Source organism: Paraburkholderia sp. RL18-101-BIB-B (assembly GCF_046026985.1).
Lineage (GTDB): Bacteria > Pseudomonadota > Gammaproteobacteria > Burkholderiales > Burkholderiaceae > Paraburkholderia.
Window position 1 is genome coordinate 281085 of sequence record NZ_JARESV010000004.1, and the last position, 24845, is coordinate 305929.

Below are 24845 nucleotides of genomic sequence, written 5' to 3' on the forward strand. Positions count from 1 at the left end.
TGTGGCGGTCTGCGAGAATTCTAGCGCGAGCGCCCACTTTCCCGCTGGCGGGCCGGCAACGCCGGCCGCGCGCAGCGGTTTTAGCGCAGCGGCGTTTTCAGTGCATCGATGAGATCGAGCGGATCGTAGGGCTTGCGCAACAGGATCGCGTGCGGCAAGACCGCGCGCTGCTCCGGCGTCAGCACGAGGTCGTAGCCGGTCAGAAAGATCACGCGCAAATCGGGCCGCTCCCGGCACACATCGAGCGCCAGGTCGATGCCCGACTTGCCCGCCAGCCCCACGTCGGTCAACATCACGCTGATCGCGTGTTCGCTGAGAATCTGCTTGGCGTCATGCTCGCCTTCGGCTTCCAGAATGTCGAAGTCAAACGTGCGCAACAATTCGGCGGTGCTCACGCGAATCAGCTCGTCGTCTTCCACCAGCAGAATCCGCAGCCGCGTCTGAGCGACGAAACTATCGGCGCTGTCCGGCATTACGGGCGGATCGATCTCGAGAAGATGCTGTTCGGCCTCGGCGATTTCGGCCGCTTGCGGATTCTGCGCTTGCAGCACGTAGCGGACTTTGCGCGCCAACGCTTCGTGCGTGTACGGCTTGCTGAGCAATTCGATGCCTTCATCGAGTCGCCCCGAATGCACGATCGCGTTGTCCGTATAGCCCGACGTGAACAGCACCGCGATTGCCGGCAACCGTTCGCGCGCCTTGCGGGCGAGTTCGGTGCTGCGCAGCGGACCGGGCATCACCACATCGGTAAACAGCATGTCGATCGGCACGCCGCTTTCGACGATCGCCAGCGCGCTTTGCGCGTCTTTCGCCTTCAGTACGCGGTAGCCGAGATCGGAGAGCATTTCGACCACGGTCGTGCGTACTTCTTCGTCGTCCTCGACCGCCAGAATGGTTTCCGTGCCGCCCTTGGCAGGACCGGCGTCGATGTTCGTTTCGAGGTCTTCTTCCTGGCGCACCCGCGGCAGATAAATGCGGATCGTCGTGCCGTGGCCTTCCTCGCTATAGATCTTCACATGGCCGCCGGATTGCTTGACGAAGCCATACACCATGCTCAGGCCGAGGCCCGTGCCCTGACCTTCAGGCTTGGTCGTGAAGAAAGGCTCGAACACGCGCTCGCGCACTTCCGGCGGCATGCCGGAGCCCGTGTCGGTGACCGCCAGCATCACGTACTGGCCCGGCGTGACGTCTGCGTTGCGCTTGGCGTAGGCGTCATCGAGCGCGGCGTTGCCGGCTTCGATCGTGAGCTTGCCGTGGCCGTTCATCGCGTCGCGCGCGTTGATCGCCAGATTCAGCAGCGCGTTCTCGACCTGGAACGGATCGACCAGCGTATTCCACAAGCCGCCCGACACGATCGTTTCGATTTCGACGCCGTCGCCGAGCGCGCGCCTGAGCATGTCGTCGAGGCCGCGCACGAAGCGGCCGAGATTGACGACCTTCGGCGCGAGCGGCTGACGCCGCCCGAACGCGAGCAGTTGCGAGGCGAGGTTCGCGCCGCGCGCCACGCCCGCCAGCGCATTGCGCACGCGCTGCTCGGGCTTCTCCGAACCGGCCACGTCTTTCGCCAGCAATTGCAGATTGCCGCCGATCACTTGCAGCAGGTTGTTGAAGTCGTGTGCGACGCCGCCCGTGAGCTTGCCGATCGCTTCCATTTTCTGCGCCATCCGGAGCGCTTCTTCGGCGTGCCGCAGCGCCTCGGTGGTTTCCTTGTCGGCGGTGACGTCGCGGCCTACGCCGTGAATGCGCGCCGAGTCGGGATCGAGCGCGAGCGTCCACGCGACCCAGCGCCATGTGCCGTCGATCCGCTTGAAGCGGTTTTCATAACGCACCGGCACGCCCGTTCTGCGCAATTCGGCCAGATGCGTGCGGACAGTCTCTACGTCATCCGGATGAACCAGATCGACATACGAACGCGACATCAGCCAATGCACGTTATGACCGAGCGCCGTGCTCCACGAAGGACTCACACGCTGCAAGCGGCCTTCGATATCGGCCACCACCAGCAGATCCTCGCTCAACTCCCACAGACGGTCGCGGTCCGCCACCGTCTCGATCACGCGGCGCTCCAACGTTTCGTTCAGATCGCGCAACGCGCTTTGCGCCTTGGTGCGCTCGGCGATTTCGCTTTGCGCCGCCTGATACAAGCGCGCGTTGTCGATGGCAATCGCCGCCTGCGCGGCGATGCCGGCCACGATCCGCTCGGCACGCTCGGTGAACACGCCGGGCTCCGGGTGGCCGAAGAACAAGCCGCCGACCACTTCGCCGCTGCGCGACTGCACCGGCGCGGCCAGATAGCTGCGCACCTTCAGATGGCCCTCCGGCATGCCGCGATGCGGCGCGTTGTGGCCATAGCGCGGATCCTGCGTGATGTCGTCGACGCGGACGATGCCTTCGCCCTGGAACGTGGGCGCGAACACCGCAGTGTTGCGCGGCATAGGAAATCGTTCGAACGCTTCCTTCGGCACGCCGGACAGCGTGTACAGCATGTAGCTGCCGCCCTTCTGGTCGAGCACGTTATAGAAGAACGAGCCGAATGCCGCGCCGGTCAGTTCCGTGGCCGCGTCGGTCACGATCTGCACCGCGCGGTTCAGATCGAGTTCGGCCGCCACGGTCGAGCCGACGCGATTGAGAATCTCCAGCGTGCGCGATTCCTCGCGCAGCTTCATCTCCGTCTCGCGGCGCAAGCGCGCGAGTTGCAGGTTGCCCGATACGCGGGCCAGCAGTTCGCGCGCAGAGAAGGGTTTGGTCAGATAGTCGTCGGCGCCATGCTCGATGCCGTCGACGCGCGCTTCCTCTCCCGCACGCGCGGACAGGATCAGCACCGGCGTGTCGCGCAAGTCCGGATCGGCGCGCAGTGCGCGTAGCAGGCCAAAGCCGTCGAGGCGCGGCATCATCACGTCGGAGAGCACCAGATCGGGCGGTTCCGCGCGCGCGGCTTCCAGCGCGGCCTGGCCGTCGGTGGCGAGCCGCACGTCGTGGCCCGCCGCTCGCAAGATGCGGCTCATGTACTCGCGCAAGTCCGCATTGTCGTCGACGACCAGCAGCCGCGCGGCGGCGACCGGCGCAGCCTCGGGCGACACCTCGTTCGCCGGCGTTGCGCCGATCGACGCGTCGGCGAGAATTTCGTTCTCCGGACTCCAGCGCAACGCGGCATCGACATAGGTGCGCGCGTGCTTGCTCATGGCGGCATGCACGATCGCATCCTCGGGCTGGGACAGCACGGTGCCGCGCGGCAGCGATACGGTAAAGCACGCGCCTTCGCCGAGCACACTGTCGACCCGCACCGTGCCGCCGTGCAGCTTCACCAGTTCCTGCACCATGGCGAGCCCGATGCCGCTGCCTTCGACGGAGCGACCGGGTGCGCCCGCCACGCGATGAAAGCGCTCGAAGAGGCGCGGCACTTCTTCTTCCGCAATGCCGATACCGCTATCGGTCACACTGACCTCGACGCCACCGCCTTCGTCAGCGCGAACCACGACGCGGATCGTGCCGAAGAACGTGAACTTGTATGCGTTCGACAGCAGGTTCATCACGACCTTTTCCCACATCTCGCGGTCGAGTTGCACGACCACGGGCGTGGCCGGAATCTCCACTTCGAGACGCAGGCCGGCCGCCTCGATCGCGGACTGGAACAGCGATGCGAGCTCGGCCGTGAAGGAGGCGATGTCGGTGGGTTCCGTGTGAATCTCGATGCGGCCCGCCTCGATCCGCGAGAAATCCAGCAGTGCGTTGACGAGCTTCAACAGACGCAAGCCGTTGCGATGCGTGATCTCGATCAGCGCGCGGTCGTCGATATCACTGCCCGTCTGTGCGCTGTCACCGCTCGCGGCCTGCTGCGGCTTGGCGAGCAGTTCTTCGAGCGGGCCGAGCATCAGCGTCAACGGCGTGCGGAATTCGTGGCTGATGTTGGAGAAGAACGTGGTTTTCGCGCGGTCGATTTCGGCCAGCGCTTCCGCGCGCCGCCGCTCTTCCTGATACGCCTGCGCGTAGCCGATCGCCGCGCCGATCTGGCCGGCGGCCAGGTTCAGGAAGCTGCGATAGGCGTCGTCAAAAATGCGGCAAGGGTTCAGGCCGGCGATTAGAACCACCGTCTGCGTCGACTCGCTGCCGGGCGACACCGGCAGGATGACCGCCTGCTCCGGCGCGAGATGCCACGGGCCGCTCGGCAACGCGGTGCCGAAGCGCTGCGTCAAGTCACGCACCAGTTGCGGCGCCTGGATCTTGAGCGCGTCGGCGACCGGCCAGAGCGAATCGCCAACACGCATTGTCTGCGGTGCGGCCGGATGGCCCGGCTCGATGCCGCACGCCCCGACCAGCGTGACCGTGTCGCTGCCGGATTCGGCTGCGTATAGCAAAGCGAAGGGCAGGTCTTGCGGATTCGACTGCAACGCGCGCGCGCTGAGTTCGCACGCCTCGCGCCAGTCGCGGCCGTCCGGACTGACCGCCGCCAGTTCCTTCAGCAGCGCCAGTTGCCGTTCGCCGACCACCTGCATGGTGTCGTCGCTGTTGGCGCAGATGATGCCGCCGGGTTCGCCGTTCTCGCCGGGAATGGGGCTGTACGAGAAGGTGTAATACGTCTCCTCGGGAAAGCCGTTGCGCTCCATGATCAACAGCTTCTGTTCGACGAAGATGCCCTCGGCGCCCGCCAGCGCGGTAGCCAGAAGCGGCTCGATGTCGGTCCAGATTTCTCGCCACACCACGTGAGTCGGTTGACCGAGCGCGACCGGATGCTTGCCGCCGATGATCGATTTGTACGGGTCGTTGTAGAAATAGAGCAACTCGTCGCCCCAGCCGATCCAGATCGGTTGACGCGACGTGAGCATGATGCGGATCGCGATCTTCAGACCTTGCGGCCAGGTATCGGGCGCGCCGAGCGCCGTTTGCGTCCAGTCGTAGGCGCGGATCAGCGCGCCCAGCTCGCCGCCGCCGGCAAGAAAGGACGGGGCGGCCAGGCCGGCGGGCGGTGCATCCGACATGAAGCGGTCCGGCTGTTTCAACGCGATCTCCTCGACGCGGCGGGTCATATTCGTGCGGACCGCTATTGCAAAAGCGGTGCCTGATACGACGGATGGCTAACGATCACCACGCAATTGATGTAGCGCGATTCTCGCACGTAGCGGTATGCCGGAGGAAGATGAGACGAGGCGCAAAAGCCCGGCACAGCGGGCTTTTCGCGGCGTGGGACTGCACGTTAAGCAGAGGATTGGGCGGGGTCGACGGGACACCGCGAAATGAAACGGAAATGCAGGTAAAACGTACCTTGATGCAGCGCCTTGGGACAGGCAAATTTCCCGATCGCAATGCCTTCCGCATGCGACCGGTTTTTCTCGCTCACACAATGCCCGCAGCGTCTTTACAACAAGCCCACACACACCGCGGCGACGATCGATCCCAGCACCAACACCGCGCCGATGGTCTTGCGTTTGTTCAACTCCGTCCAGAGCAGAACGCCGGTGAGCGACAGCAAAATGATGCTGCCTGCGAGCGTATCGATCAGCAGCACCCAGCCGACGCTCAGACCGACGCCCTTGTGCAGGTTCGTCATCATCGCGAGAAACGTGTTCTCGCTGCGCTTGACCGTCACATAGCCGTTGCCCACCCAGTACTCGGCGGACGTGTTCTCATGCGGCGAAGCGAAGTTGAGCTGCCAGTGCTCCGGCTGAACGACGCTGCGCTCGCCCCAGGCCACCGGATGTGCCGGCTCTTTCTGAACGCGTCCTGGCGTGCCCGTCAGTTTCAGTTCGTGCTTGAGCCATTTGCCCAACTCGCGCGGCGACTCCGGCGCGGGTTGCGGCAACGGCACCTGCAACACCGCCACTTGCGGCTCGCCGGTCGATACTTTGAGCGGGCCGCCGCGATGGTTCAGCAGGAACCCCGTGGTGCCGAACAACAGACCCAGCGCCGCGCCCCACAAGCCAACCCAGCCATGCACCTTGCGCAGCCATTTGACGAAGGTGGCGCGGCGCGAGCGCTGCTGCCGCGCTTTCAATTCGTCGTCATCCAGCCGCCGCGGCTCACGCGTCGCATGGTCGATGCCCACGGGCGATTGAATGTCGATTGCCTCGGGTACGCTCACGTCTCGCTCCAGGTCCGCAACAGATTGTGATAGATGCCGACGAGGCTGCGGCGCGCGGTATCGTCGGCGTTGGTGGCGTTCAGCCGTTGAATCGCCGTGTCCATGTCGAACAGCATCGCGCGCTGCGTATCGCTGCGCACGAGACTTTGCACCCAGAAGAAACTCGCGATCCGCGCGCCGCGCGTGACCGGCGTCACCTGGTGCAAACTCGTCGCCGGATAGACGATCATGTCGCCGGCCGGCAGTTTGACCTGCTGCACGCCGTACGTGTCTTCGATCACGAGCTCGCCGCCGTCGTAGTCGGCGGGGTCGGAAATGAACAGCGTCACCGAGACGTCGGTGCGCAGCTTCACGCCGTTGGGCAGCACGCGCACGGCACCGTCGACGTGACTGCCGAACTGCATGCCGCCTTCGTAACGATTGAACAGCGGCGGATACACCTGGTTCGGCAACACCGCGCTGATGAACAGCGGGTTGCGCTCGATCGACGCGAGAATCACGTCGCCGAGTTCGCGCGCAATCGGCGTGTGCTCGGCGATCTGCTGATTACGCTTGACCGGCGCGCCCTGATAGCCGGCGGTCGCGCGGCCGTCGACCCAGGCGTCGCCCGCCTGATCGAGCCGTTCGCGCACGAGCCGCAACTGCTCGGCACTCAGTACATTCGGAATGTGCAGCAACATGGTGTTTCCTTTGCGTCGGCTTACCGTGTTCGAAAACGGCAAGCCTAACGCATCCGTTCAACGCATATCAAAAGCGGTAGTCGAACGTCGCCAGCAAGGTACGTCCGATACCCGGCACGGAACGGCCGCCGTCCGACGGAATCAGCGCGTCGTAGTAGTACTTGTTGGTCAAGTTCAGCAGGTTCAGGCGGATGTCGTATTTCTTCGCGTGGTACGCAGCGGTCGCATCCCAGCGCGTGTAGCCCGGCACTTGCACGTAGTTCGTATTCGATGCGTAGCGCGGCGACATATAGGTCGGACCGCCGCCGATTTCCCAGTGCGGCGTGAGCGCGTAGGTGGTCCAGAACATCAGCGTGTTGCGCGGCGTGTTGGCCGGCACGTGCCCTTGCGTACCGTCGCGCGCCTTCAGGATGATGGCGTCCATGTAGGTGTAGCCGCCGAACACTTGCCACTTGTCGGTAATGTGGCCCGTCACGCCCGCCTGGAAACCGTCGACGCGGATGTCGCCGTCGAGTTCGTATTCGGTCGGCGAGACCTGCGTGCGCGCGTTGGTCTTTTCTTCGCGGAAGAATGACGACGTCACCGAGAGATTGCCGCCGAGCAGATCCCATTTGCCGCCGACTTCGTACGACTTGGTCGACTCGGGCGCAAGGTTCTGCGTGAGGTTGGTCACCGTCAGCGCTTCGAGCGAGGGATTGAACGACGTGCCGTACGACACGTAGTACGACTGCCAGTCGGTCGGCTGATAGATCACGCCGGCGCGCACGCTGGTGAAGAAGTTGGTCTGCGTCGCATAGCTCGGCAGGCTGATCGAGTTGTGGATCTGCGCCTGGAAGCGATCCCAGCGCAAACCGCCGACCACCTTCCACTGCTGGCCGATCGACACGGTGTCGTTCACGTACGCGCCAATTTCGTTCGCGCCGGAATCGGCGTAGTTGCCGACCGTGGTGGTCACACCGGCCGGGTTGGACAGATACGCCGGGTTCACCATCGTCACGACCGGCAAGTTGTTACGGGTGTAAGCCTGGTTCGAATAGCTGTCGTGACCGAGATCGACACCGGCGATCAGGTCGTGCTTGATCGGGCCAGTGACGAACTTGTATTGGAGCATCGTGTCGTTGTACAGCGAGTGGTTCTGGATCACACGGTCGTGGCTTTGCAACTTGATGAACAGTTGCGACGGCGACAGCGTCGTGAAATTGCCGTTGCTCAACGCGGGGCTGGTAGCGAGCGGGCCCGTCAATACCGCTTGCGGCGCGGTTTCGCGCGCGTCGGTCATCGAGTGCGAGAACTGCGTCTGGTTCGTCAGGATCAGGTTGTCCGAGAACTTGTGCTTGATCGCGGCAGTGACGGTCTGCACGTCCTGGATCGTGCGGTCGGTGGTCAGGCCGTAGAACGTGTTCTTAGGCACCGGCGACGGGCGGCCGTTCAACGCCTGCACACCGTAGTCCGGCATGTCGTAGTTGTGCTGGATCAGCGCGGAGATCGTCACTTCGGTCGGCGTGCCGATTCCGAAGCGCACTTCCGGCGCGATACCGTAGTCCTTGTTCTTCATCTCGTCGCGCGTCGAACCGAGGCTTTGGCCGAACGCGTTCAGGCGAATCGCCGAGGTATCCGTCAGCTTATGGTTCACGTCGACGGTGCTGCGATATTTGTCGTCGGTGCCGATCATGCCCGTGACTTCGGCCGAGTCATGCAGGTTCGCCTTCTTGCTGACCTGGTTGATCACGCCGCCCGTCGAGCCGCGGCCGAACAGCATCGACGACGGGCCGTACAGCACTTCGATTTCGTCGAGGTCGAACGTGTCGCGATAGTACTGGTTACGATCGCGGAAGCCGTCCAGATAGATGTCGTTCTGCGCGGTGAAGCCGCGCAGGTTGATGTTGTTGCCGATCTGGCCGCCTTCAGCCGCGCCGATCGTCACGCCCGGCGCATTGCGCAGCGCGTCCTGGAACGAAGTGGCGCCTTGCGATTGCAGCACGGCCTTGTTGATGACGGTGACGGTCTGCGGAATATCGCGCAGCGCCGTGGGCGTCTTTGCACCCACCGTCGAACGCTCCGCCTGGAAGTCCTGTTGTTCAGCCTGCGCCGCCACGCCGATGGTCGGCAAGGTGCCGCTGTCGGTCGCGGTGGTCGTCGTCGTCGCATTTGCATTCGCGGCCGGTGGCTGCGAAGTGGTTTGCGGAGCAGTCTGCGCGACCGCCGGAGTCGCAAAGGGAACGGCAAAAGCTAACGCTAACGCGGTCGCAAGCGGCGTGTGGTTGAACATGGGAATTCCCGTCGGAGATGCGCTTGCCGGATTCGCATACCTGAGATGGAATCGATGACAAAGTCGCAATTGGCTGGCTGCCGGTCTCGTGCGCAAGGCACAAACGACGGGATGGCTGGCTATTGGTTAAATGAGAATCGCTATCATTCCACACGCATAAAACCGCATCAATCGCGACACGCCTTACCCCTAGCAACAGAATTGTTTCTATTTTTTACGAATGTATGGCATTTGTAATTTTTCGCGCCTCTGCCAGGCCTATTTATTACATTTCTGTAATGTCTTATATGTTGAAACGAAAGGCTTTTGAGCTCGAAAGTAAAAAAGAAGCTGCCGGAAAGCTTTCAATTTAATAACGTCTGCCAGTGCCCGCTGCCGGCACTAAATCCCGACTCCGTTTATCCTTTTTGCAACACTGCCTATCGAACTGTTCCGTTCATTCCCGGAGTTGACCATGCAATACCGCAAATTCGGCCGCACCGGCCTGACCGTGTCACGCCTGTGTCTCGGCACGATGACCTTTGGCTTGCAGACCGAAGAAGATGTTTCCCATCGCATTCTCGATACGGCGGCGGATGCCGGCGTGAACTTCATCGACACGGCGAATGTGTATCCGCTCGGTGGCGGCGAGAACATTGCCGGCCGCACGGAGGAGATCGTCGGGCGCTGGCTGAAGGGCAAGCGCGAGCACTTCATTCTGGCGACGAAAGCGGTGGGCAAGATGGGGCCGTCGGCGTGGGACCAAGGCGCGTCGCGCAAACATCTGCTGAATGCAATCGACGCCTCGTTGCAACGTCTCGGCACGGATTACGTGGACCTCTACCAGCTCCACTCCGACGACGCGAATACGCCGCTCGACGAAACGCTCGAGGCGCTGGACGTGATCGTGCGATCAGGCAAGGCGCGCTATATCGGCGTGTCGAACTTTCTCGCTTACCGGCTGGCGCGCGCCTTGGGCCGCGCCGATGTGTTGCGCGCGGCGCGCTTCGTCTCCGTGCAACCTCGTTATAACTTGTTGTTCCGCCAGATCGAGCGCGAACTGTTGCCGCTCGCGGCCGAGGAGCAATTGGCCGTGATGCCGTACAACCCGCTCGCGGGCGGCCTGCTCACAGGCAAGCACCAACTGGATGCCGCGCCGACGTCCGGCCGTTTCACCGAAACCGTCGGCAAGGCCGGCGCGATGTATCAGCAACGGTATTGGCACAAGCGCGAGTTCGAGACGATCGAGCAATTGAAAGCGATCGTGGCGCCGACCGGCGAATCGCTGACGCGCGTTTCGCTCGCCTGGGTGCTGGCGAATCCGCTCGTCACGTCGGCGATTATCGGCGCGAGCCGCGCCGAGCAATTGAGCGACACGCTCGCTGCGTCCGAGCTCGTGCTCGATGAGCAGATCAAGACGCAGCTCGATGAAGCCAGCATTGAATACCGTTGGGGTGACGCGGCGCGATAAGCGTAGTCGTCTGTCGCAACGGCCGCCGCGTTCATCGCCCGTAACGCAGCACCGTACTCGTCGCCGCAATCACGTGGTCCTTGATTGCGGCGAACAACGCGTCCCGCGTCAAACCGGGCGGCAGCGCATCCGGCGGCAGATCGAGCGCATAGACCTGCGCGACGTAGTGATGCGGGTTGTCCCCCACTGGCGGGCATGGTCCGTAATATCCCGTGCCGCCCGTCCGATTCGTGCCGGCGACGCTGCCGGGCGGCTGGCTGCCGCCCGCGCCGAGCGAGGTCGTCGAGGGCGCGACGCCATATAGCACCCAGTGCACGATTCCCAGACCCTTTCCGCCGTCGGGATCGAACAGGGTCACCGCATAACTCTTCGTGCCGGCTGGCGCATTCCGCCATTGCAGAGCCGGTGACACATTACCGCCACCGCAATTGTTCGCGCTCGCCGCGTGGCTCGAATCCAGCGTGCCGCCGTCGGCCAAACCCGGTGACGTCACCACGAAGACTTCTGCCGCTCGGGCATGCACCGCGGCAAGCGCCAGCGCGGCAGACACGCCGACCGATAACAGGCGTCGTGCGACGCTGAAGCGACCGCTGCGAATCATCGTTTGTTACTCCGGCTAGGGTTCAGTGGTGGTCCAACCTCACTTGAAGCGGCCCGTCCGCTCATTCGCTTCCGGCAATTGCCGCGTCTCACGCACGGACCTCGGATGCCATAAACGCGCGCCGCCTTCGATACCGGCATCGTTCGAAACGGTGGCCGTGTTCGCTGGCAGATCGATCGTGAGGCGCGCCGCGTTGCCGCCGCCGATCCACAATTTGTCGTAGTTCACCAGCGCGTCCAGAATCCCGATCACCTTCTCAACGCGCCGGTTCCACCGTTTATTCCCGGCTTTTTCACGTGCCGCGTCGCCGATGTATTCGTCGTACGCCACGCCCTTCTTGCTGACCGGATGATGCGCGAGTTCCAGATGGGGCATCAGCTCGCCGTCGCGAAACATCGCCGTGCCCGCGCCCGTGCCGAGCGTCAGCACGAATTCGAGGCCGTGGCCTTCTATCGCGGCGAAGCCCTGCATTTCGGCGTCGTTGATCATGCGCACCGGCAAGCCGCCCAGGCGCTGCGCCAGCGAATCGGCGAGCGGAATGTCGTGCCAGCCTTCCACGCCGAAGTGCGGCGCGGTCAGGATGCGGTTGTTGCGCACCACGCCCGGAAAGCCGATCGACATCAGCGTAGGCGGCTCCTGTTCGACGAGCGGCGCAACCAGCTTCGCCAGCGCGTCGACGAGTTGATCCGGCGTGCACGGATGTGGCGTCGCCACCCGCAGGCGCTCGGTTTTCATCTTGCCGTCGGCGTCGATGATCGCGGCTTTCAAGCCGGTACCGCCGACGTCGATTGCCAGAATCCGCTCGGTGCTGGCGGTCACTTTCGTCTTACTTGACGTTTTGCGTGTCGTCCTGCTTGGCGTCTTGCCTGGTGCCTTGCGGGTCGTCTTGCTAGCCGTCTTGCCTGCCGTCTTAGGTGTCGTCTTGCGTGTCACCACGGTGTCCCCCGATTGTGTTGGTGCGACTCGTTGAATTACTTCTTCTGCACAGCATCCCTTTTCAACGGCCGCCATGCGTGACCGTCGCGCGCCAATAGCGCGTCTGCTTCCGCGGGGCCTTCGCTGCCGGCCGCATAACCATGCACCGGCATCGCGCCGCCGGCTTTCGGATGCAGCACGTCGTCCACCGCGCACCAGCTCGTTTCGATGCTGTCGGCGCGCTGGAACAGCGTCTCGTCGCCGAGCATGCAGTCGTAGAGCAACGTCTCATAGCCGACGTTGGCGCGTTCCGCGAAGAAGTCGGCATAGTCGAACGACGACTGCACCGCGCCGATCTGCATGACCGGCCCCGGCGTTTTAACGTTGAAGTCGAAGCTCGTGCCGTGAGCCGGATCGATGCGCAAGGTCAGCACGTTCGGCGTGAGCGCATCGACGGGTGTGTCGCGGAACAGGCGGAACGGCACCGGCTTCAGTTGCACCGAGATCTCCGTGCGACGCGCGGCCAACCGTTTGCCGGTGCGCAGATAGAACGGCACGCCGGCCCAGCGCCAGTTCTCGACGAACACGCGCGCCGCGGCGTACGTTTCCGTCGTGCTGTCCGGCGCGACGTCCGGTTCCTCGCGATAGCCGACACCGGCCGGACCCTTTTCGTATTGACCGAACACGACATCGTCCGGCGTCAGCGGCTTGATCGCGTCGGAGATTTCGGCCTTCTTGTCGCGCACGGCTTCGGCGTCGAACGAATTGGGCGGCTCCATGGCGACCATGCCGAGCAGCTGGAACAGATGGTTCGGCAGCATGTCGCGGAACGCGCCGGTCTGTTCGTAGAACTTGCCGCGCCCTTCCACGCCGATGGTTTCCGCCGCTGTGATCTGCACGCTGTCGATATATTCGCGCCGCCACATCGGTTCGAACAGCGCGTTGGCGAAGCGCACTGCGAGAATGCTCTGCACGGTGTCCTTACCGAGAAAGTGATCGATGCGATACACCTGCGTCTCTTTCGCGTACGACAGGATATGCGCGTTCAGATCGCGCGCCGAGGCGAGATCGGTGCCGAACGGTTTCTCGATCACGATGCGGCGGAAACCGCCGCCGCTGTCGCCCTCTTTCAGTAGACCGGCTTTGCCGAGATGCTCGACGATCGGTTTGAAAAAGCGCGCGCTGACCGCGAGATAGAAGATCACGTTGGCGCCGGGCGTCTGCTCGAGCTTTTGCTTGAGCTTCGTGAAGACATCGTCGGTTTCAAATTCGCCGGCCATGTATTCGAGGCGTCGCGCGACCCAGTCCCAAGCCTTGTCGTCGAGCTTGCCGGCGTGGAAAGTGCTGGCTTTGTCGGCGGCAAACTGTTCGAGCGACTTGTGCAGATCTTCGCGCCACACGCTCGTCTCGCGCTCGCCATGATTCACACCGATGATTTTCATGCCGTCGTCGAGCAGGCCATCCACCGCGAGGTTGTACATCGCCGGCATCAAAAGCCGCTTGGTCAGGTCGCCGCCGGCGCCGAAGATCACCAGCGTACACGGCGGCGCGGGCCGCTTGCCGGGCGGCGAGGCGGGCGCTTCCTGCGGGCTCGCGCTGACTTTGCAGCTCGGTTGTTGACTGGCGGCGGGGCGATCGGCTGCTGGGGTATTCGATGTAGTCGACATGGGATTCACTTTTGGAAACCAATGGAACGGACGTGGCGGTACATGAAAGACCACGCTTGAACCCACACAGTTCAAAAACAGCCACGCAACCTGTTCACTATGCGACGTTGCATGGCTTGTGCAACCTCACTCGCTTGCGCCGCCGCGCACTACTTCGCCGATGCGTGCGCCGGCTCGGGGACAGACGCGGGCTCCGCCGGGCGCGCAGGCGCTGTGGCCTGCGCCGAAGGTGAAGTCGGAATCGGCGCCTGATCCGGTTCACCCGCCAGCGGCACATTGCCCGACGCGCTCATCGCGCGCGGCTGCAACAGCAACGCGACCAGCCCGGTCCAGCCGGTCTGATGCGAAGCGCCCACGCCGCGTCCGCTATCGCCATGGAAATACTCATGGAACAGGATCAGATCGCGCGAACGCGGGTCGGCCTGCAACAGCGGATAAGCGCCCATGACCGGACGCTCGCCGTCCTTGTTCTTAAGAAACAGCGTAGTGCAGCGGCGCGCCAGTTCGTCGGCGATGTGGCTCAGCGAGAACTTCTCGCCCGAGCCGGTCGGATACTCGACTTTGAAGTCCTCACCGTAATAGCGGTGAAATTCGTATAGCGACTCGATCAACAGATAGTTCACCGGCATCCACACCGGACCGCGCCAGTTCGAATTGCCGCCGAACACACGCGTATCGGATTCGGCCGGCAAATACTTCACCGTGAAACTGTCGCCGTTGTGATTGAACACGAACGGATGATCGCGGTGGTACCGCGACAGTGCCCGCACGCCATGATCGGAAAGAAATTCGCTTTCATCGAGCGCGCGGCGCAACAACGCTTTCATGCGATGCCCGCGCAATAGCGAGAGCAGCAGCGCATTGCCCTTGCCCGGCTCGTTCCAGCGCGAAACCAGCTTCGCCAGATCGGGACGATGTTCGAGGAACCAGACAAGCCGTTCGCGCAAACACGGCAAGCCGCCATGCAGACGCTCTTCGAGCACGTGCACCGCAAATAGCGGAATCAGACCCACGATCGAGCGCAACCGCATAGGAATGCTGCTGCCGTCCGGCAGGTGCAGCTTGTCGTAGAAGAACTCGTCCTCGTTGTCCCACAGGCCCGTTTCGCAGCCGTCGTCGCAACTCACGGCCTCGGCGATATACAGAAAGTGCTCGAAGAACTTCACGCCGATGTCGACGAACACATGATTAGCGTACGCGAGTTCCAGCGCGATACGCATCAGGTCGAGCGCGTACGCGGCCATCCACGCTGTACCGTCGGACTGATCGATGTGGCCGCCGGTCGGCAGCGGCGACGAGCGGTCGAAGATCCCGACGTTATCTAGCCCGAGAAAACCGCCCTGGAAAATATTGTGGCCGTCGGCGTCTTTGCGGTTCACCCACCATGTGAAATTGAGCAACAGCTTATGGAACACGAGTTCCAGAAAATCGCGATCCGCCTTGCCGGTGAGCGCGCGGTCGATTTCATACACGCGCCACGCGGCCCACGCATGCACAGGCGGATTGGCGTCGCCGAGCGCCCATTCATAGGCGGGGATCTGACCGTTCGGATGCTGATAGCGGTCCTTTACCAGCAGTAGCAACTGCCGTTTCGCGAACGCCGGGTCGATCAGCGCGAATGCGGCCGCATGAAACGCCAGGTCCCACGACGCGTACCACGGGTATTCCCACTTATCGGGCATCGACACGATGTCCGCATTGCACAGATGCCGCCAGTCCATATTGCGGCCGCGTTTGCGGCCGGCGGGCGGGGTCGGCTGAAGCGGATCGCCGTCGAGCCAGCGCTGCACGTCGTATTGGTAGTACTGCTTCGACCACAGCATGCCGGCGAGTGCCTGGCGCTGCACGAGCCGCGCATCGGGGTCGGTGATCTCGTGTTGCAGCGCGCCATAAAATTCGTCAGCCTCGGCGATGCGGTGCGCGAAGATCGCGTCGGCATCGAGCTGCACGTCGTCAGGACTCGACTGCGGACGCCAGCGCATGTACACCACGGCGCGTCCATATGGTTCGAGCTCGATCGCCGCATGCGCGCCGGCCTTGGTGCCCGCGTCGCGGCGAATCGCCTGTTCATCGCCGTGCACGAGGTAATCGTTGAAGCCGTCTTTGAACGGGCCCGCGCCGTCCATGTTGAAGAGGCGCTTGACGTTGGTATCGTTCTCGCAGAAGAGCCACGTCAGCTGCGGTGCGTCTTTCGACCAGGCGGTAACGACAATCGGCTCATGGCCATGCTGATGCCCGACCACATGCACCTCGCCATTGTGGTCCGTGCCGGCGACGAGCGAGGGCTTGTCCTTGCTCTCCTTCCACGACCATGAATTGCGCGCCCAGATTTGCGGCAGCACATCCAGCGAGGCCGCCTGATCGCCGCGATTCTCGATGGTCACGCGCATGAGAATGTCGTCCGGCGCGTGTTTGGCGTATTCCACCTGCACGTCGAAGTAGCGCAAATCGTCGAACACGCCCGTGTCGAGAATTTCGTACTCCGGCATGTCGCCGCCACGGCGCCCGTTTTCCTGAACGAGGTCGTCGTACGGAAAGGCGGCTTGCGGATACTTGTAGAGCATGCGCATGTACGAATGCGTCGGCGTGCCGTCGACGTAGAAGTACAGCTCCTTCACGTCCTCGCCATGATTGCCCTGCGCATTCGTGACGCCGAACAGACGCTCCTTCAGGATCGCGTCCTTGCGGTTCCATAGCGCGAGCGAAACGCACCAGCTCAGCTTGTCGTCGCCGAAACCGGCAATGCCGTCCTCACCCCAGCGATACGCGCGGCTGCGCGCATGGTCGTGCGGAAAATAGTCCCAGGCGGTGCCGTCCGGGCTGTAATCCTCGCGCACGGTGCCCCATTGACGCTCGCTGAGATACGGCCCCCAGCGCTGCCAATGCGCACAGTCGGCCGAATGCAGCCGTGAACCTTCAATGGTGGCGAGCAGATTGGCAGCGCGCAGCGGTGGCATGACTACATCCTTGCATCGGGCTTGGCGGTGGGACACACATCGTAGCGCGGTTTAGGCACCCGCGGTCGCCAACCCGGCAAGCAGGTGTTCAATGCGCAGCAACTCTCCCAGCGACCACGCCTGAAACGGCGTGCCGGCGAGTGCGTGCGGCGCATCGCCGTCGGCGATTTCGGAGAGATGGTCGAGACCGGCGTGGTCGAGATGCGCGTAGAGCGGGTCGAGAAAACGCGTTTTCGCCTGCATACGGGCATCCGCCGCGCCGCCGTGGACTCGCAGCCACGCTTCGACGAACGGGCCGAGCAGCCACGGCCACACGGTTCCTTGATGATAGGCGCCATCGCGCTCGAGTGGAGACCCGTTGTAGTGTCCGCGATAGGCAGGATCGGACGGCGCGAGCGTCCGCAGTCCCAGCGGCGTGAGCAACTGCGCTTCCACCTGATCGAGCACCGCGCGCGCCGGTGCGCCCTCCAGCAATGAAAACGGCAGGCCGCCTACGGCAAAGATCTGGTTGGGCCGGATCGCACGATCTATCGCGCCTTTAACGTGGTCGACGTCCACGTTGTCGAAAAGCGCTTGCGTGGACGGATCGACGAAGCGTTCATGAAACGCTTGCAACGCTCGCTCAGCGGCCGGCTGCCACTGCGGATTCCACGTTGCTGCAATGCGCAATGCGTTGATCCAAAGTGCTTGCACCTCGACCGGCTTGCCGATGCGCGGCGTCACCACCCAGTCGCCGACTTTCGCATCCATCCACGTGAGTTGCACGCCGGGTACGCCGGCGCTCAGCAGGCCATCGTCGGCTGACGCCCGGATGTTGAAGCGCGTGCCTTTCGTGTAGCCCGTGAGGATGGATTCGCTGGCCTGCTGCAGCCGCTGCTGCGTTGCAGCGCTCGCGTGATGCGTCGCCAGATAGTCGTGGACGGCGACAATGAACCACAACGATGCGTCGACGGAGTTGTATTCCGGCGTGTCGCCATAGTCGGGGAAGCGATTCGGCAGCATGCCTTCCGACAACGTACTCGACCATTCAAGCAGGATCGCTTCGGCGTCGTCGAGCCGGCCCGATGCGATCAGCAAGCCACGCATCGCGATGAAGGTGTCGCGGCCCCAGTCGGTGAACCACGGAAAACCCGCGAGGATCGTGCGGCCTTCGTTGCGCGTCACGACGTAGGCGTCGGCGGAGCGCTGCAGGCGTGAGCCGAGCGCGTCGCGGCGTTGTTGTTCGATGCGCGCGAGTTCTGCTGCGTGGATGGCTGCCGCTCTTGCGTTCGCCGGTTGCGTTCCGCTCGTGGCGCCTGAAGCGCTGAGAATCATCACCGCTTCGCCATCGGCGAGATTGAAGCTGAACACGCCGGGCGTGGCGAGATCCTCGCTGAAGTCGAGGCCGCGTTCCCGCTCGCGAACGTAGCAGAAGTTGCGATACCAATCGGGCGCGTGCGCGTAGACGCCATTCGTCGCGGCGTGGATTACCGGCAGGTCGCCGTAGGGTTGCCAATTTACGCTGGCCTGGTCGTCGCTCGTCTGCGCGTTGAAGTTGAACGCGGCGTTTTCATGGTGCAGCGCATGATAGTCGCGGCCCGACAGCAGCGGCCTGACTTTCAATGTCAGCGTGCTCGCTTGAGAAGCGACTCCAGCACCACCGTCCAGGCGCCAGCGCAAAACAGTTTCGCGGGTCGTCTTGCTGACGAACACATCAGCGGTCACCACTAGTTGCGCAGCGATCTGAAAACGCCACGTTGGCCATGGCTTCGTATCGAACGCGGCAAGACTCGCTGTCAGGTCCGGATAAATCAAGTCGGGCACGTACCGCTGCATGCTCAATGGATAACGCTCGCCGTTCGCTTCGAGCCACGCCTCCACGCCGTTGACCAGCACCACGCGCCCGCCTGGCGCGCGCGTCGCGGTGAGCAGCAGCGCGTGATAGCGGCGCGTGCGCAGCGTACCCACCGTGCCCGACGCGAAACCGCCGAAGCCGTCCGCTTCCAGCCATTCGTCTTCGAGGCGCGTGATGTCGAAGGGTTGTTCGATGTGTGTCATGAACTTATCGGTTGAGCAAAGCCGTCCATTTTTCAGCGCGCCTGAATGTCAGGCATAAGGCGCCGCGGTGACCATTCTCCTACTTATCACTTTCCACTTTCTTTCGAAAAACCGACTTATCAACGCAAGTTTTACCACTCGCAAACGTTTCACAATTATTTCTTGAAAGGATTAGACACTGCATCCGCTTTCACGAAACCGGATGTAGACATGGGACAAAACAAACGCCTCGCGAGTGCCGTTTTGGTTGCACTTGCAACTTTAGCGTTGAGCGGTTGCGGTGCGGATGATTCCGCGCCGTCGGCAGCATCGACAACGCCGGCCGCTGCGAACAACGACGCCGCGCCGAATGCGGCGGCAGCGCCCGCGACGCCAATCCTCAACGCATCCTCAACGCTCGCAGCAGACCCGGCAGCGGCCTCCGATCCAATCACGCAGAACATGCAAGCCAGTCTCGCCGCGGACAACCAGCAAGTCGCGCCTGTCATGCATTACGCACCCGGCGACAGCGCCAGCAGCAACTGACCTAATTCCACCGGCGCGCGTGGCGCGCTATTCTTCCCCCCGCAGAAGGTGATATTCGATGACATCAACTAGCCGTCGCCGTTTCCTGCAGACCGTGGCTTCATCCGCCGGCGCTGCTGCCGCGCTGACCGCGCTGCCCGAGTCGATTCGCAATGCGCTCGCCGTTCCCGCGTTTTCGCGCACCGGCACGATCCGCGATGTCGAGCACATCGTCGTGTTCATGCAGGAGAACCGCTCGTTCGACCACTACTTCGGCCATATGCGCGGCGTGCGTGGCTACAACGACCGCTTCCCGATTCCGCTGCCGAACGGCAAGCCGGTGTGGTATCAGCCGTCGAAGGAAGATCCGACCCAGCCGGTTCTGCCGTTCCATCTGAACACGGCGACCACCAGCGCGCAATGCGTCGGCGATCTGGATCACTCCTGGTACAAGACTCACGCCGCGATCGACGGCGGCCGCTACGACCAGTGGCCCGCCAACAAGACCGACATGACGATGGGCTATCACCTGCGCAGCGACATTCCGTTCCACTACGCGCTGGCTGATGCGTTCACCATCTGCGACGCGTACTTCTGCTCGCTGCCGGGACCGACGCACCCGAACCGCTCGTATCTGATGACCGGCATGGTCGATCCGAGCGGCACGCTGGGTGGACCGCTGCTCGACAACAACGATTTCGTCGACGGCGACGGTCCGCCGAATTATCAGTTGCTCTCGTGGACCACGTACCCGGAGCGTCTGCAATCCGCGGGCATTTCGTGGCAGGTGTACCAGCAGGGGCTGACCGGCGCCGATCCGTTGAACGGCAACTACGGCACCAACATCCTGCAGAACTTCACGAATTTCATCAACGCGCAGCCGGGTTCGCCGTTGTATGAGCGCGCGCAAACCGTGCGCACCATCGACGACCTGAAGGCCGACGTGCTGGCCAACAAGCTGCCGCAAGTGTCGTGGTTGTGCCCGCCGGCCGCGTACTCGGAACACCCGAGCTATACGCCCGCATACGGCGCGGAGTACACCTCGCAGATTCTCGATGCGTTGACGTCGAATCCCGAAGTGTGGAGTAAGACCGTGTTGTTCATCATGTATGACGAGAACGACGGCTTCTTCGATCACCTCGTGCCGCCGCAACCGGCGACGACCGGCGCGCAAGGCAAGTCGACGGTCAGCACCGAAGGCGAAATTCACAACGTGGTGAATCCGCAGCGCGGCGGCAGCTACACCGCCGACGGCCTGCCGTACGGCCTCGGCCCGCGCGTGCCGATGACGATCGTGTCGCCTTGGAGCAAAGGAGGTTTTGTCTGCTCGCAGGTGTTCGATCACACGTCGGTGATTCGCTTCATCGAAGCGCGCTTTGGCGTGTATGAGCCGAACATTACGGCATGGCGCCGCGCGGTGTGCGGCGACCTGACCACGGCCTTCGACTTCCGCACGCCGGACTCGAAAGTGCCGCCGCTGCCGGACACGAGCAATTACAAGAGCATCGCCGACAATCAGTGCGCAACGCAGCCGAAGCCGACCGTGCCCGCGACGCCGGGCGCTATCGATCCGCAGGAAAGCGGTATTCGTTTCGCGCGCGCGTTGCCGTACGAGTTGCATGTGAATGGCCAGGCCAACGAGAAGAAGAACACGTTCGAGATCTCGATCGGCAACACCGGCGATCAAGGCGCGCACTTCTATATGTACGCGACGAATCGCACGGACGGTCCGTGGCGTTACACCGTCGAAGCGGGCAAGTCGATCAATGAGACGTTCGATCTGACGATGACCAACGGCGTGTACACCTTCGAAGTGTTCGGCCCGAATGGCTTCGTGCGCAAGTTTGCGGGCAACACGCAACAGTCGACGGCGCAGAACGCGCAGATCGCCGCCGGCCGCGGCAACAACAAACCGGCGGAACCGGAAGTGAAGGTGCAATACGACGCCGCGAACGGCAACGTGTTCCTGAAGTTCAGCAACAAGGGCAGCGGCATTGCGCGTCTGACGGTGACGGACAACGCGTACGGCGCGCGCCCGCGTCCGGTGCTGGTGCCGGCCGGCGCGCATATCGAAGAAGCGTGGGTGCTGGCGTCGAGCCATCACTGGTACGACTTGACGGTGACGAGTCATGACGACACCAGCTTCTCGCGCCGTCTTGCGGGTCACGTCGAGAATGGGCGGCCGAGCATTAGCGATCCGGCGGCGGTTGCGCCGGTGTTGGTGGTGAACTAAGGGCGGGTGAAGGTAAAGGGCTTCGGTCAGGCGGCCGCCTCGGCGGCGCGCTTGACCGTAGCTCAGCGCAGGTTGTGGTCGCGCAAGACGTCCTGCACGAAATGGCGGATAGCGTTACATTCATTCTTCGCCACTTCCTGCTGATGGGCACATCATGGACCGTAACGCATTCATCGAAAGCCTGACGAAAGAAGGCTTCCCTGACGCCGTGGTTGTCACGCGCGAGGCCAACGTCGAGATGGAAATTCACGAGCATCCATTCGAAGCCAAGGCCCTGATCCTGGAAGGCGAAATGAGCATACGCATGGACGACGAAGTGCGGGCGTATCGCGTCGGCGACGTCTTCAACTTGCCGGCGAACAAGCCGCATGCGGAGCGCTTTGGTCCGAATGGTGTGACGTATCTGGTGGGAAGGAAGCAGTCAGGCGCGGCCTGAATGACAGTACGCGCCTGTAGAAAGAAAAGCATCAGGCGCCCAGCAAAACCCCAGTCCTGAAGGGCCGCGTACCCGTCACACGCCCGAGCGGCGCGCCCGCCGTCACGAAACGAATCGCGCGCCGCATGTAAAGCACACCTTCGGTTTTGCTGGCGATCGTCGTGGTCTCGTCGGTCAGCGGATCGACGATATCGAACAGCGCCTGGCCGACGCGAATCGTATCGCCGATCTTCGCGCGATGAATCAGAATCCCGCTTACGGGCGCATAGAACTGCTCGCTGCCGGCGAGCGGCGTGGCAGGCGACAGTAGCTCCGGCAAGGGCTTGGCATCGAGCTTGATCGCCTTGCGCCACACCAGATAATCGACAAGCGCGTCGGCATCTTCCTGAGCGACTTCATAGGACACGTCGCGCTGCCCGCGGCATTCCACGGTCACGGCGATCGCACCGTTGGGCACCGGCTTATCGGCCGGCAACTCCTGCTGCAATTTCCACCACAACAGGCTGTGTGTTTCATCGAACGATTCGCCGCCTGAATTGGTGGCGAGTAACGACGCCTGTGCGCCGAGATAGCGCGACAACGGCTCGAACTCCGGCCACGCGGCCTCGCTGGTGTAGAGATGCATGGCCGCTTCGAGCGAACAGTGGAGATCGATAATCACATCCGCATCGAACGAGAGTTGCAGCAACGCCAGTTGCAGCGATTCGAACTCGGTCAACGGTTTCTGATCGGTCAATTCCTCGGCAATCAACGTTCGCACTAGCCGCACGTTCTCGGCTGCATTGGAACCCAGCGTTTCTTTAGCTCGCGCGACCAGCTTCGAGAACTGCAGGAAGTGGCGATTGAAGTTCTTCCCGCTGCCCAGATCGAAGCGGCCAAGAAACTGCCCGAGCACGTATTGCCCGAGCCCGACCGGATTCGCCACGGGCACCAGCACGATTTCCGCGTTCAGCGCGCCTTGCTTTTCCAGTTCGAGCAAACGACGTTTCAACAACACGGTTGTCAGCATCGCGGGCGTTTCATCGGCATGCAGCGACGACTGGATATAAATCTTCTGCCCGCTATTCGCCGGGCCGAAATGAAACGACACCAGTTCGCGGTGCGTGCCGATAGCCGACGAGAGAAGCGGAATCGATTGCCTGTTCATGAGCGGGAGTCTGTAGCAGAGAAGTCGGAGGTCGAAGAATCAATTGCCGTACGGATCGAAGTCGAAGTACTTCTTCGCGATCTGCGCGTACGTGCCGTCCTTGAGCATCGAGGCGATCGCCGCGTTGACGGAAGCCTGCACCGCGGTCTCGTCCTTGCGCAAGCCGATGCCCACGCCGCGATCGCCCATCGAAAGCGGTTCGCCGACGAACGCAAAGCCCTTGCCCGCCGGCGTACGCAAGAAACCGATGTCCGCTTCCACCGAACCGAGCAACGCGCCATCGAGTCGCCCGTTCTGCAAGTCGGCGAACACTTCGTCCTGACTCTTGTACGCCACCACATGCGCGCCGAGCGGCGCCCAGTTCTTCAGCGCATAGCCCTCGAACTGCGTGCCCGACTGCACGCCGATCTGCTTGCCCGCCAGCGCATTCGTGCCGCCCGCGAGCGCCGAACCTTGCCGCGCGATCAGCCGCGACTTGAACTGGAAGAGTTTCGACGAAAACAGAATCTGTTGCTCGCGCTTCTCCGTGATCGCCATCGACGAAAGGATCGCGTCGATCTTGCGCGCCTGCAGCGCCGGAATCATCCCCGAAAATTCGAGTTCAACCCACTGGCAGCGCGCGTGGATGCGCTTGCAGATTTCATTGCCGAGATCGACGTCGAAACCTTTGAAGCTGCCGTCGGGCGCCTTGGCGTCCATCGGCGGATAGCTCGGGTCGATACCGAGGCGCAGCGTGGTGGGCTCAGCGGCAGACGCGCCACTGCTGAAAGCCAGCGCGGCGCTCAAGATCATCAACGGAATTTTCATGGGAGCACGAAGTGTGGGTGGGCGAATGACGACCGAGCTATCCTATGCCGCGTCCGCGCCTCAAAGAAGTCCCATTCGGACTATCATGATCACTTTTACCGATCACCGGACGGCAGCCCTCATGGCGTTGACGATCTCCCAGCTCCGCGCGTTCACCGCCGTGGCCGAGCATGGCAGCATCCGCGCGGCCTCGCGGGCGCTCGGCATCGCGCAGAGCGGCATCACGCAGCAGCTGCAGAATCTCGAATCGATGCTCGGCGCGACCCTGTTCACCCGCACGAATCGTGGCATCGCGCTGACCGCGCTCGGCCAGCGGCTGTTGCAGCGCGCCGGCGCGATTATCGGCGAATGCGAACGCGCCGAGCAGGAAGTGCAGCAACTGCGCGGCGACTACGTCGGCGAGGTCACCTTCGGCATGACCACCGAACCGCTGATCGACGCGTTTGCGCCGGTGCTGATGGAATTTCGCACGCGCTTCGAGCGGGTCGCGGTGCATCTGCGAACCGGCACTTCGCGTATGATGATTTCGTGGATTCGCGAAGGCACGCTGGATTTCGCGGTTGCGCTGGTATCGAAGCACACGGATACCGCCGATCTCTCGGTGACGCCGCTGTATCCGTCCGATCCGGTGATCGTCTGCCGCCAAGGGCATCCGAAAGCTGGTGCGACCACGCTGGCCGAACTGGTCGATTGCACGTGGGTGGCCACGCGTTCGCCGAATCTCACGGACGATCCGCAAATCAACCGCCTGAACCATCTGTTCGAAAGCCACGGCCTGCCGCCGCCGAAAATCGTCGCGACAGTGGAAGGCCTGTACGAAACGCTGCATCTGGTGAGCGCGACGGATTGCCTGTCGCTGGAAGCGTCCATCGTGGTCAAGCGCGGACCGTTTGCGAGCACGCTCACCGCCATTCCAGTGCGCGAGCGCGCGGTCGAACAGAACGTCTGCCTGCTCCAGCGCGCGGCCATTCCGCTCACGCCCGCCGCGCAGGAACTCGCCACGATGATCGCTTCGTATACGCGCACGGTTCGGGCGCGTTGACGCGGCATTGAGGTGGCGCTGAAA

At 62.9% G+C, this 24845-nt stretch carries 16 protein-coding genes; 5 read left to right on the forward strand and 11 right to left on the reverse strand.

Going from position 1 to position 24845, the window contains the following annotated elements; genetic code table 11:
- Positions 1–80: 80 nt before the first annotated feature.
- The 4 genes from P0D73_RS09670 to P0D73_RS09685 form a co-directional block, all read right to left on the reverse strand.
- Entirely contained in the window at positions 81–5024 is a 4944-nt protein-coding gene (locus P0D73_RS09670) for a response regulator (protein ID WP_408431126.1), read from the reverse strand.
- Between the two features lie 329 nt (positions 5025–5353).
- Complete coding sequence (locus P0D73_RS09675; RefSeq protein WP_132379180.1) at positions 5354–6076, reverse strand: PepSY-associated TM helix domain-containing protein; 723 nt, start codon at positions 6074–6076, stop codon at positions 5354–5356.
- Positions 6073–6756: a Fe2+-dependent dioxygenase gene (locus P0D73_RS09680; protein WP_408177438.1), complete on the reverse strand. Its 684-nt coding sequence runs from the start codon at positions 6754–6756 to the stop codon at positions 6073–6075. The genes P0D73_RS09675 and P0D73_RS09680 overlap by 4 nt, the downstream gene beginning before the upstream one ends.
- A 67-nt stretch (positions 6757–6823) precedes the next feature.
- The gene (locus tag P0D73_RS09685) at positions 6824–9025 is read right to left on the reverse strand and encodes a TonB-dependent receptor (RefSeq protein WP_408177439.1); all 2202 of its coding nucleotides are present in this window, start codon (positions 9023–9025) and stop codon (positions 6824–6826) included.
- 454 nt (positions 9026–9479) lie between these two features.
- Between P0D73_RS09685 and P0D73_RS09690 the strand changes: the two genes are divergently transcribed.
- Positions 9480–10475, forward strand: a complete 996-nt coding sequence (locus P0D73_RS09690) for an aldo/keto reductase (RefSeq protein WP_132379186.1) — start codon at positions 9480–9482, stop codon at positions 10473–10475.
- Between the two features lie 31 nt (positions 10476–10506).
- Here P0D73_RS09690 and P0D73_RS09695 read toward each other — a convergent pair whose 3' ends face one another.
- From P0D73_RS09695 to P0D73_RS09715, 5 genes are all read right to left on the reverse strand, one after another.
- Positions 10507–11076, reverse strand: a complete 570-nt coding sequence (locus P0D73_RS09695; RefSeq protein ID WP_408431129.1) for a YbhB/YbcL family Raf kinase inhibitor-like protein — start codon at positions 11074–11076, stop codon at positions 10507–10509.
- Between the two features lie 39 nt (positions 11077–11115).
- Positions 11116–11895, reverse strand: coding sequence for an ROK family protein (locus tag P0D73_RS09700; protein ID WP_408431132.1), 780 nt, complete (start codon positions 11893–11895; stop codon positions 11116–11118).
- A gap of 152 nt (positions 11896–12047) precedes the next feature.
- Positions 12048–13658 carry a glucose-6-phosphate dehydrogenase gene (gene zwf, locus P0D73_RS09705; RefSeq protein WP_408431135.1) on the reverse strand — a complete coding sequence of 537 codons (1611 nt, stop codon included), beginning with the start codon at positions 13656–13658 and terminating at the stop codon, positions 12048–12050.
- Positions 13659–13807: 149 nt separating this feature from the next.
- A complete protein-coding gene (locus tag P0D73_RS09710) occupies positions 13808–16615 on the reverse strand; it encodes an MGH1-like glycoside hydrolase domain-containing protein (protein ID WP_408177443.1) in 2808 nt (935 codons plus the stop codon).
- Positions 16616–16666: 51 nt separating this feature from the next.
- Positions 16667–18652 (reverse strand): amylo-alpha-1,6-glucosidase, encoded by a 1986-nt coding sequence (locus tag P0D73_RS09715; protein WP_408431138.1) that lies wholly within the window; start codon positions 18650–18652, stop codon positions 16667–16669.
- 45 nt (positions 18653–18697) lie between these two features.
- Here P0D73_RS09715 and P0D73_RS09720 point away from each other — a divergent pair, with 45 nt between their 5' ends.
- The 3 genes from P0D73_RS09720 to P0D73_RS09730 all read left to right on the forward strand — a co-directional run bounded on the left by P0D73_RS09720 (position 18698) and on the right by P0D73_RS09730 (position 21825).
- Positions 18698–19177 carry a hypothetical protein gene (locus P0D73_RS09720; RefSeq protein ID WP_408286191.1) on the forward strand — a complete coding sequence of 160 codons (480 nt, stop codon included), beginning with the start codon at positions 18698–18700 and terminating at the stop codon, positions 19175–19177.
- Between the two features lie 58 nt (positions 19178–19235).
- On the forward strand, positions 19236–21389 hold the full coding sequence (locus P0D73_RS09725) for a phosphocholine-specific phospholipase C (protein ID WP_408431141.1): 2154 nt from the start codon (positions 19236–19238) through the stop codon (positions 21387–21389).
- Positions 21390–21543: 154 nt separating this feature from the next.
- On the forward strand, positions 21544–21825 hold the full coding sequence (locus P0D73_RS09730) for a cupin domain-containing protein (RefSeq protein WP_408177446.1): 282 nt from the start codon (positions 21544–21546) through the stop codon (positions 21823–21825).
- A 31-nt stretch (positions 21826–21856) separates the two neighbouring features.
- Here the strand turns inward: P0D73_RS09730 and P0D73_RS09735 are convergent, their stop codons facing one another.
- Both P0D73_RS09735 and P0D73_RS09740 read right to left on the reverse strand, forming a co-directional pair.
- Positions 21857–22972: a succinylglutamate desuccinylase/aspartoacylase family protein gene (locus P0D73_RS09735; protein WP_408431145.1), complete on the reverse strand. Its 1116-nt coding sequence runs from the start codon at positions 22970–22972 to the stop codon at positions 21857–21859.
- Between the two features lie 39 nt (positions 22973–23011).
- On the reverse strand, positions 23012–23779 hold the full coding sequence (locus P0D73_RS09740; protein ID WP_408431148.1) for a transporter substrate-binding domain-containing protein: 768 nt from the start codon (positions 23777–23779) through the stop codon (positions 23012–23014).
- 121 nt (positions 23780–23900) lie between these two features.
- On the opposite strand from P0D73_RS09740, the gene P0D73_RS09745 reads away from it, so the two are divergent.
- Entirely contained in the window at positions 23901–24821 is a 921-nt protein-coding gene (locus P0D73_RS09745) for a LysR substrate-binding domain-containing protein (protein ID WP_408431312.1), read from the forward strand.
- The last annotated feature ends 24 nt before the right edge of the window (positions 24822–24845 follow it).

Bases quoted from the DNA above. Each gene is read 5' to 3' on its own strand.
- P0D73_RS09670 (WP_408431126.1), bottom strand. From the start codon at position 5,024: ATGACCCGCCGCGTCGAGGAGATCGCGTTGAAACAGCCGGACCGCTTC.
- P0D73_RS09680 (WP_408177438.1), bottom strand. From the start codon at position 6,756: ATGTTGCTGCACATTCCGAATGTACTGAGTGCCGAGCAGTTGCGGCTC.
- P0D73_RS09685 (WP_408177439.1), bottom strand. From the start codon at position 9,025: ATGTTCAACCACACGCCGCTTGCGACCGCGTTAGCGTTAGCTTTTGCC.
- P0D73_RS09690 (WP_132379186.1), top strand. From the start codon at position 9,480: ATGCAATACCGCAAATTCGGCCGCACCGGCCTGACCGTGTCACGCCTG.
- P0D73_RS09695 (WP_408431129.1), bottom strand. From the start codon at position 11,076: ATGATTCGCAGCGGTCGCTTCAGCGTCGCACGACGCCTGTTATCGGTC.
- zwf (WP_408431135.1), bottom strand. From the start codon at position 13,658: ATGTCGACTACATCGAATACCCCAGCAGCCGATCGCCCCGCCGCCAGT.
- P0D73_RS09710 (WP_408177443.1), bottom strand. From the start codon at position 16,615: ATGCCACCGCTGCGCGCTGCCAATCTGCTCGCCACCATTGAAGGTTCA.
- P0D73_RS09715 (WP_408431138.1), bottom strand. From the start codon at position 18,652: ATGACACACATCGAACAACCCTTCGACATCACGCGCCTCGAAGACGAA.
- P0D73_RS09720 (WP_408286191.1), top strand. From the start codon at position 18,698: ATGTCAGGCATAAGGCGCCGCGGTGACCATTCTCCTACTTATCACTTT.
- P0D73_RS09725 (WP_408431141.1), top strand. From the start codon at position 19,236: ATGACATCAACTAGCCGTCGCCGTTTCCTGCAGACCGTGGCTTCATCC.
- P0D73_RS09730 (WP_408177446.1), top strand. From the start codon at position 21,544: ATGGACCGTAACGCATTCATCGAAAGCCTGACGAAAGAAGGCTTCCCT.
- P0D73_RS09735 (WP_408431145.1), bottom strand. From the start codon at position 22,972: ATGAACAGGCAATCGATTCCGCTTCTCTCGTCGGCTATCGGCACGCAC.
- P0D73_RS09740 (WP_408431148.1), bottom strand. From the start codon at position 23,779: ATGAAAATTCCGTTGATGATCTTGAGCGCCGCGCTGGCTTTCAGCAGT.
- P0D73_RS09745 (WP_408431312.1), top strand. From the start codon at position 23,901: ATGGCGTTGACGATCTCCCAGCTCCGCGCGTTCACCGCCGTGGCCGAG.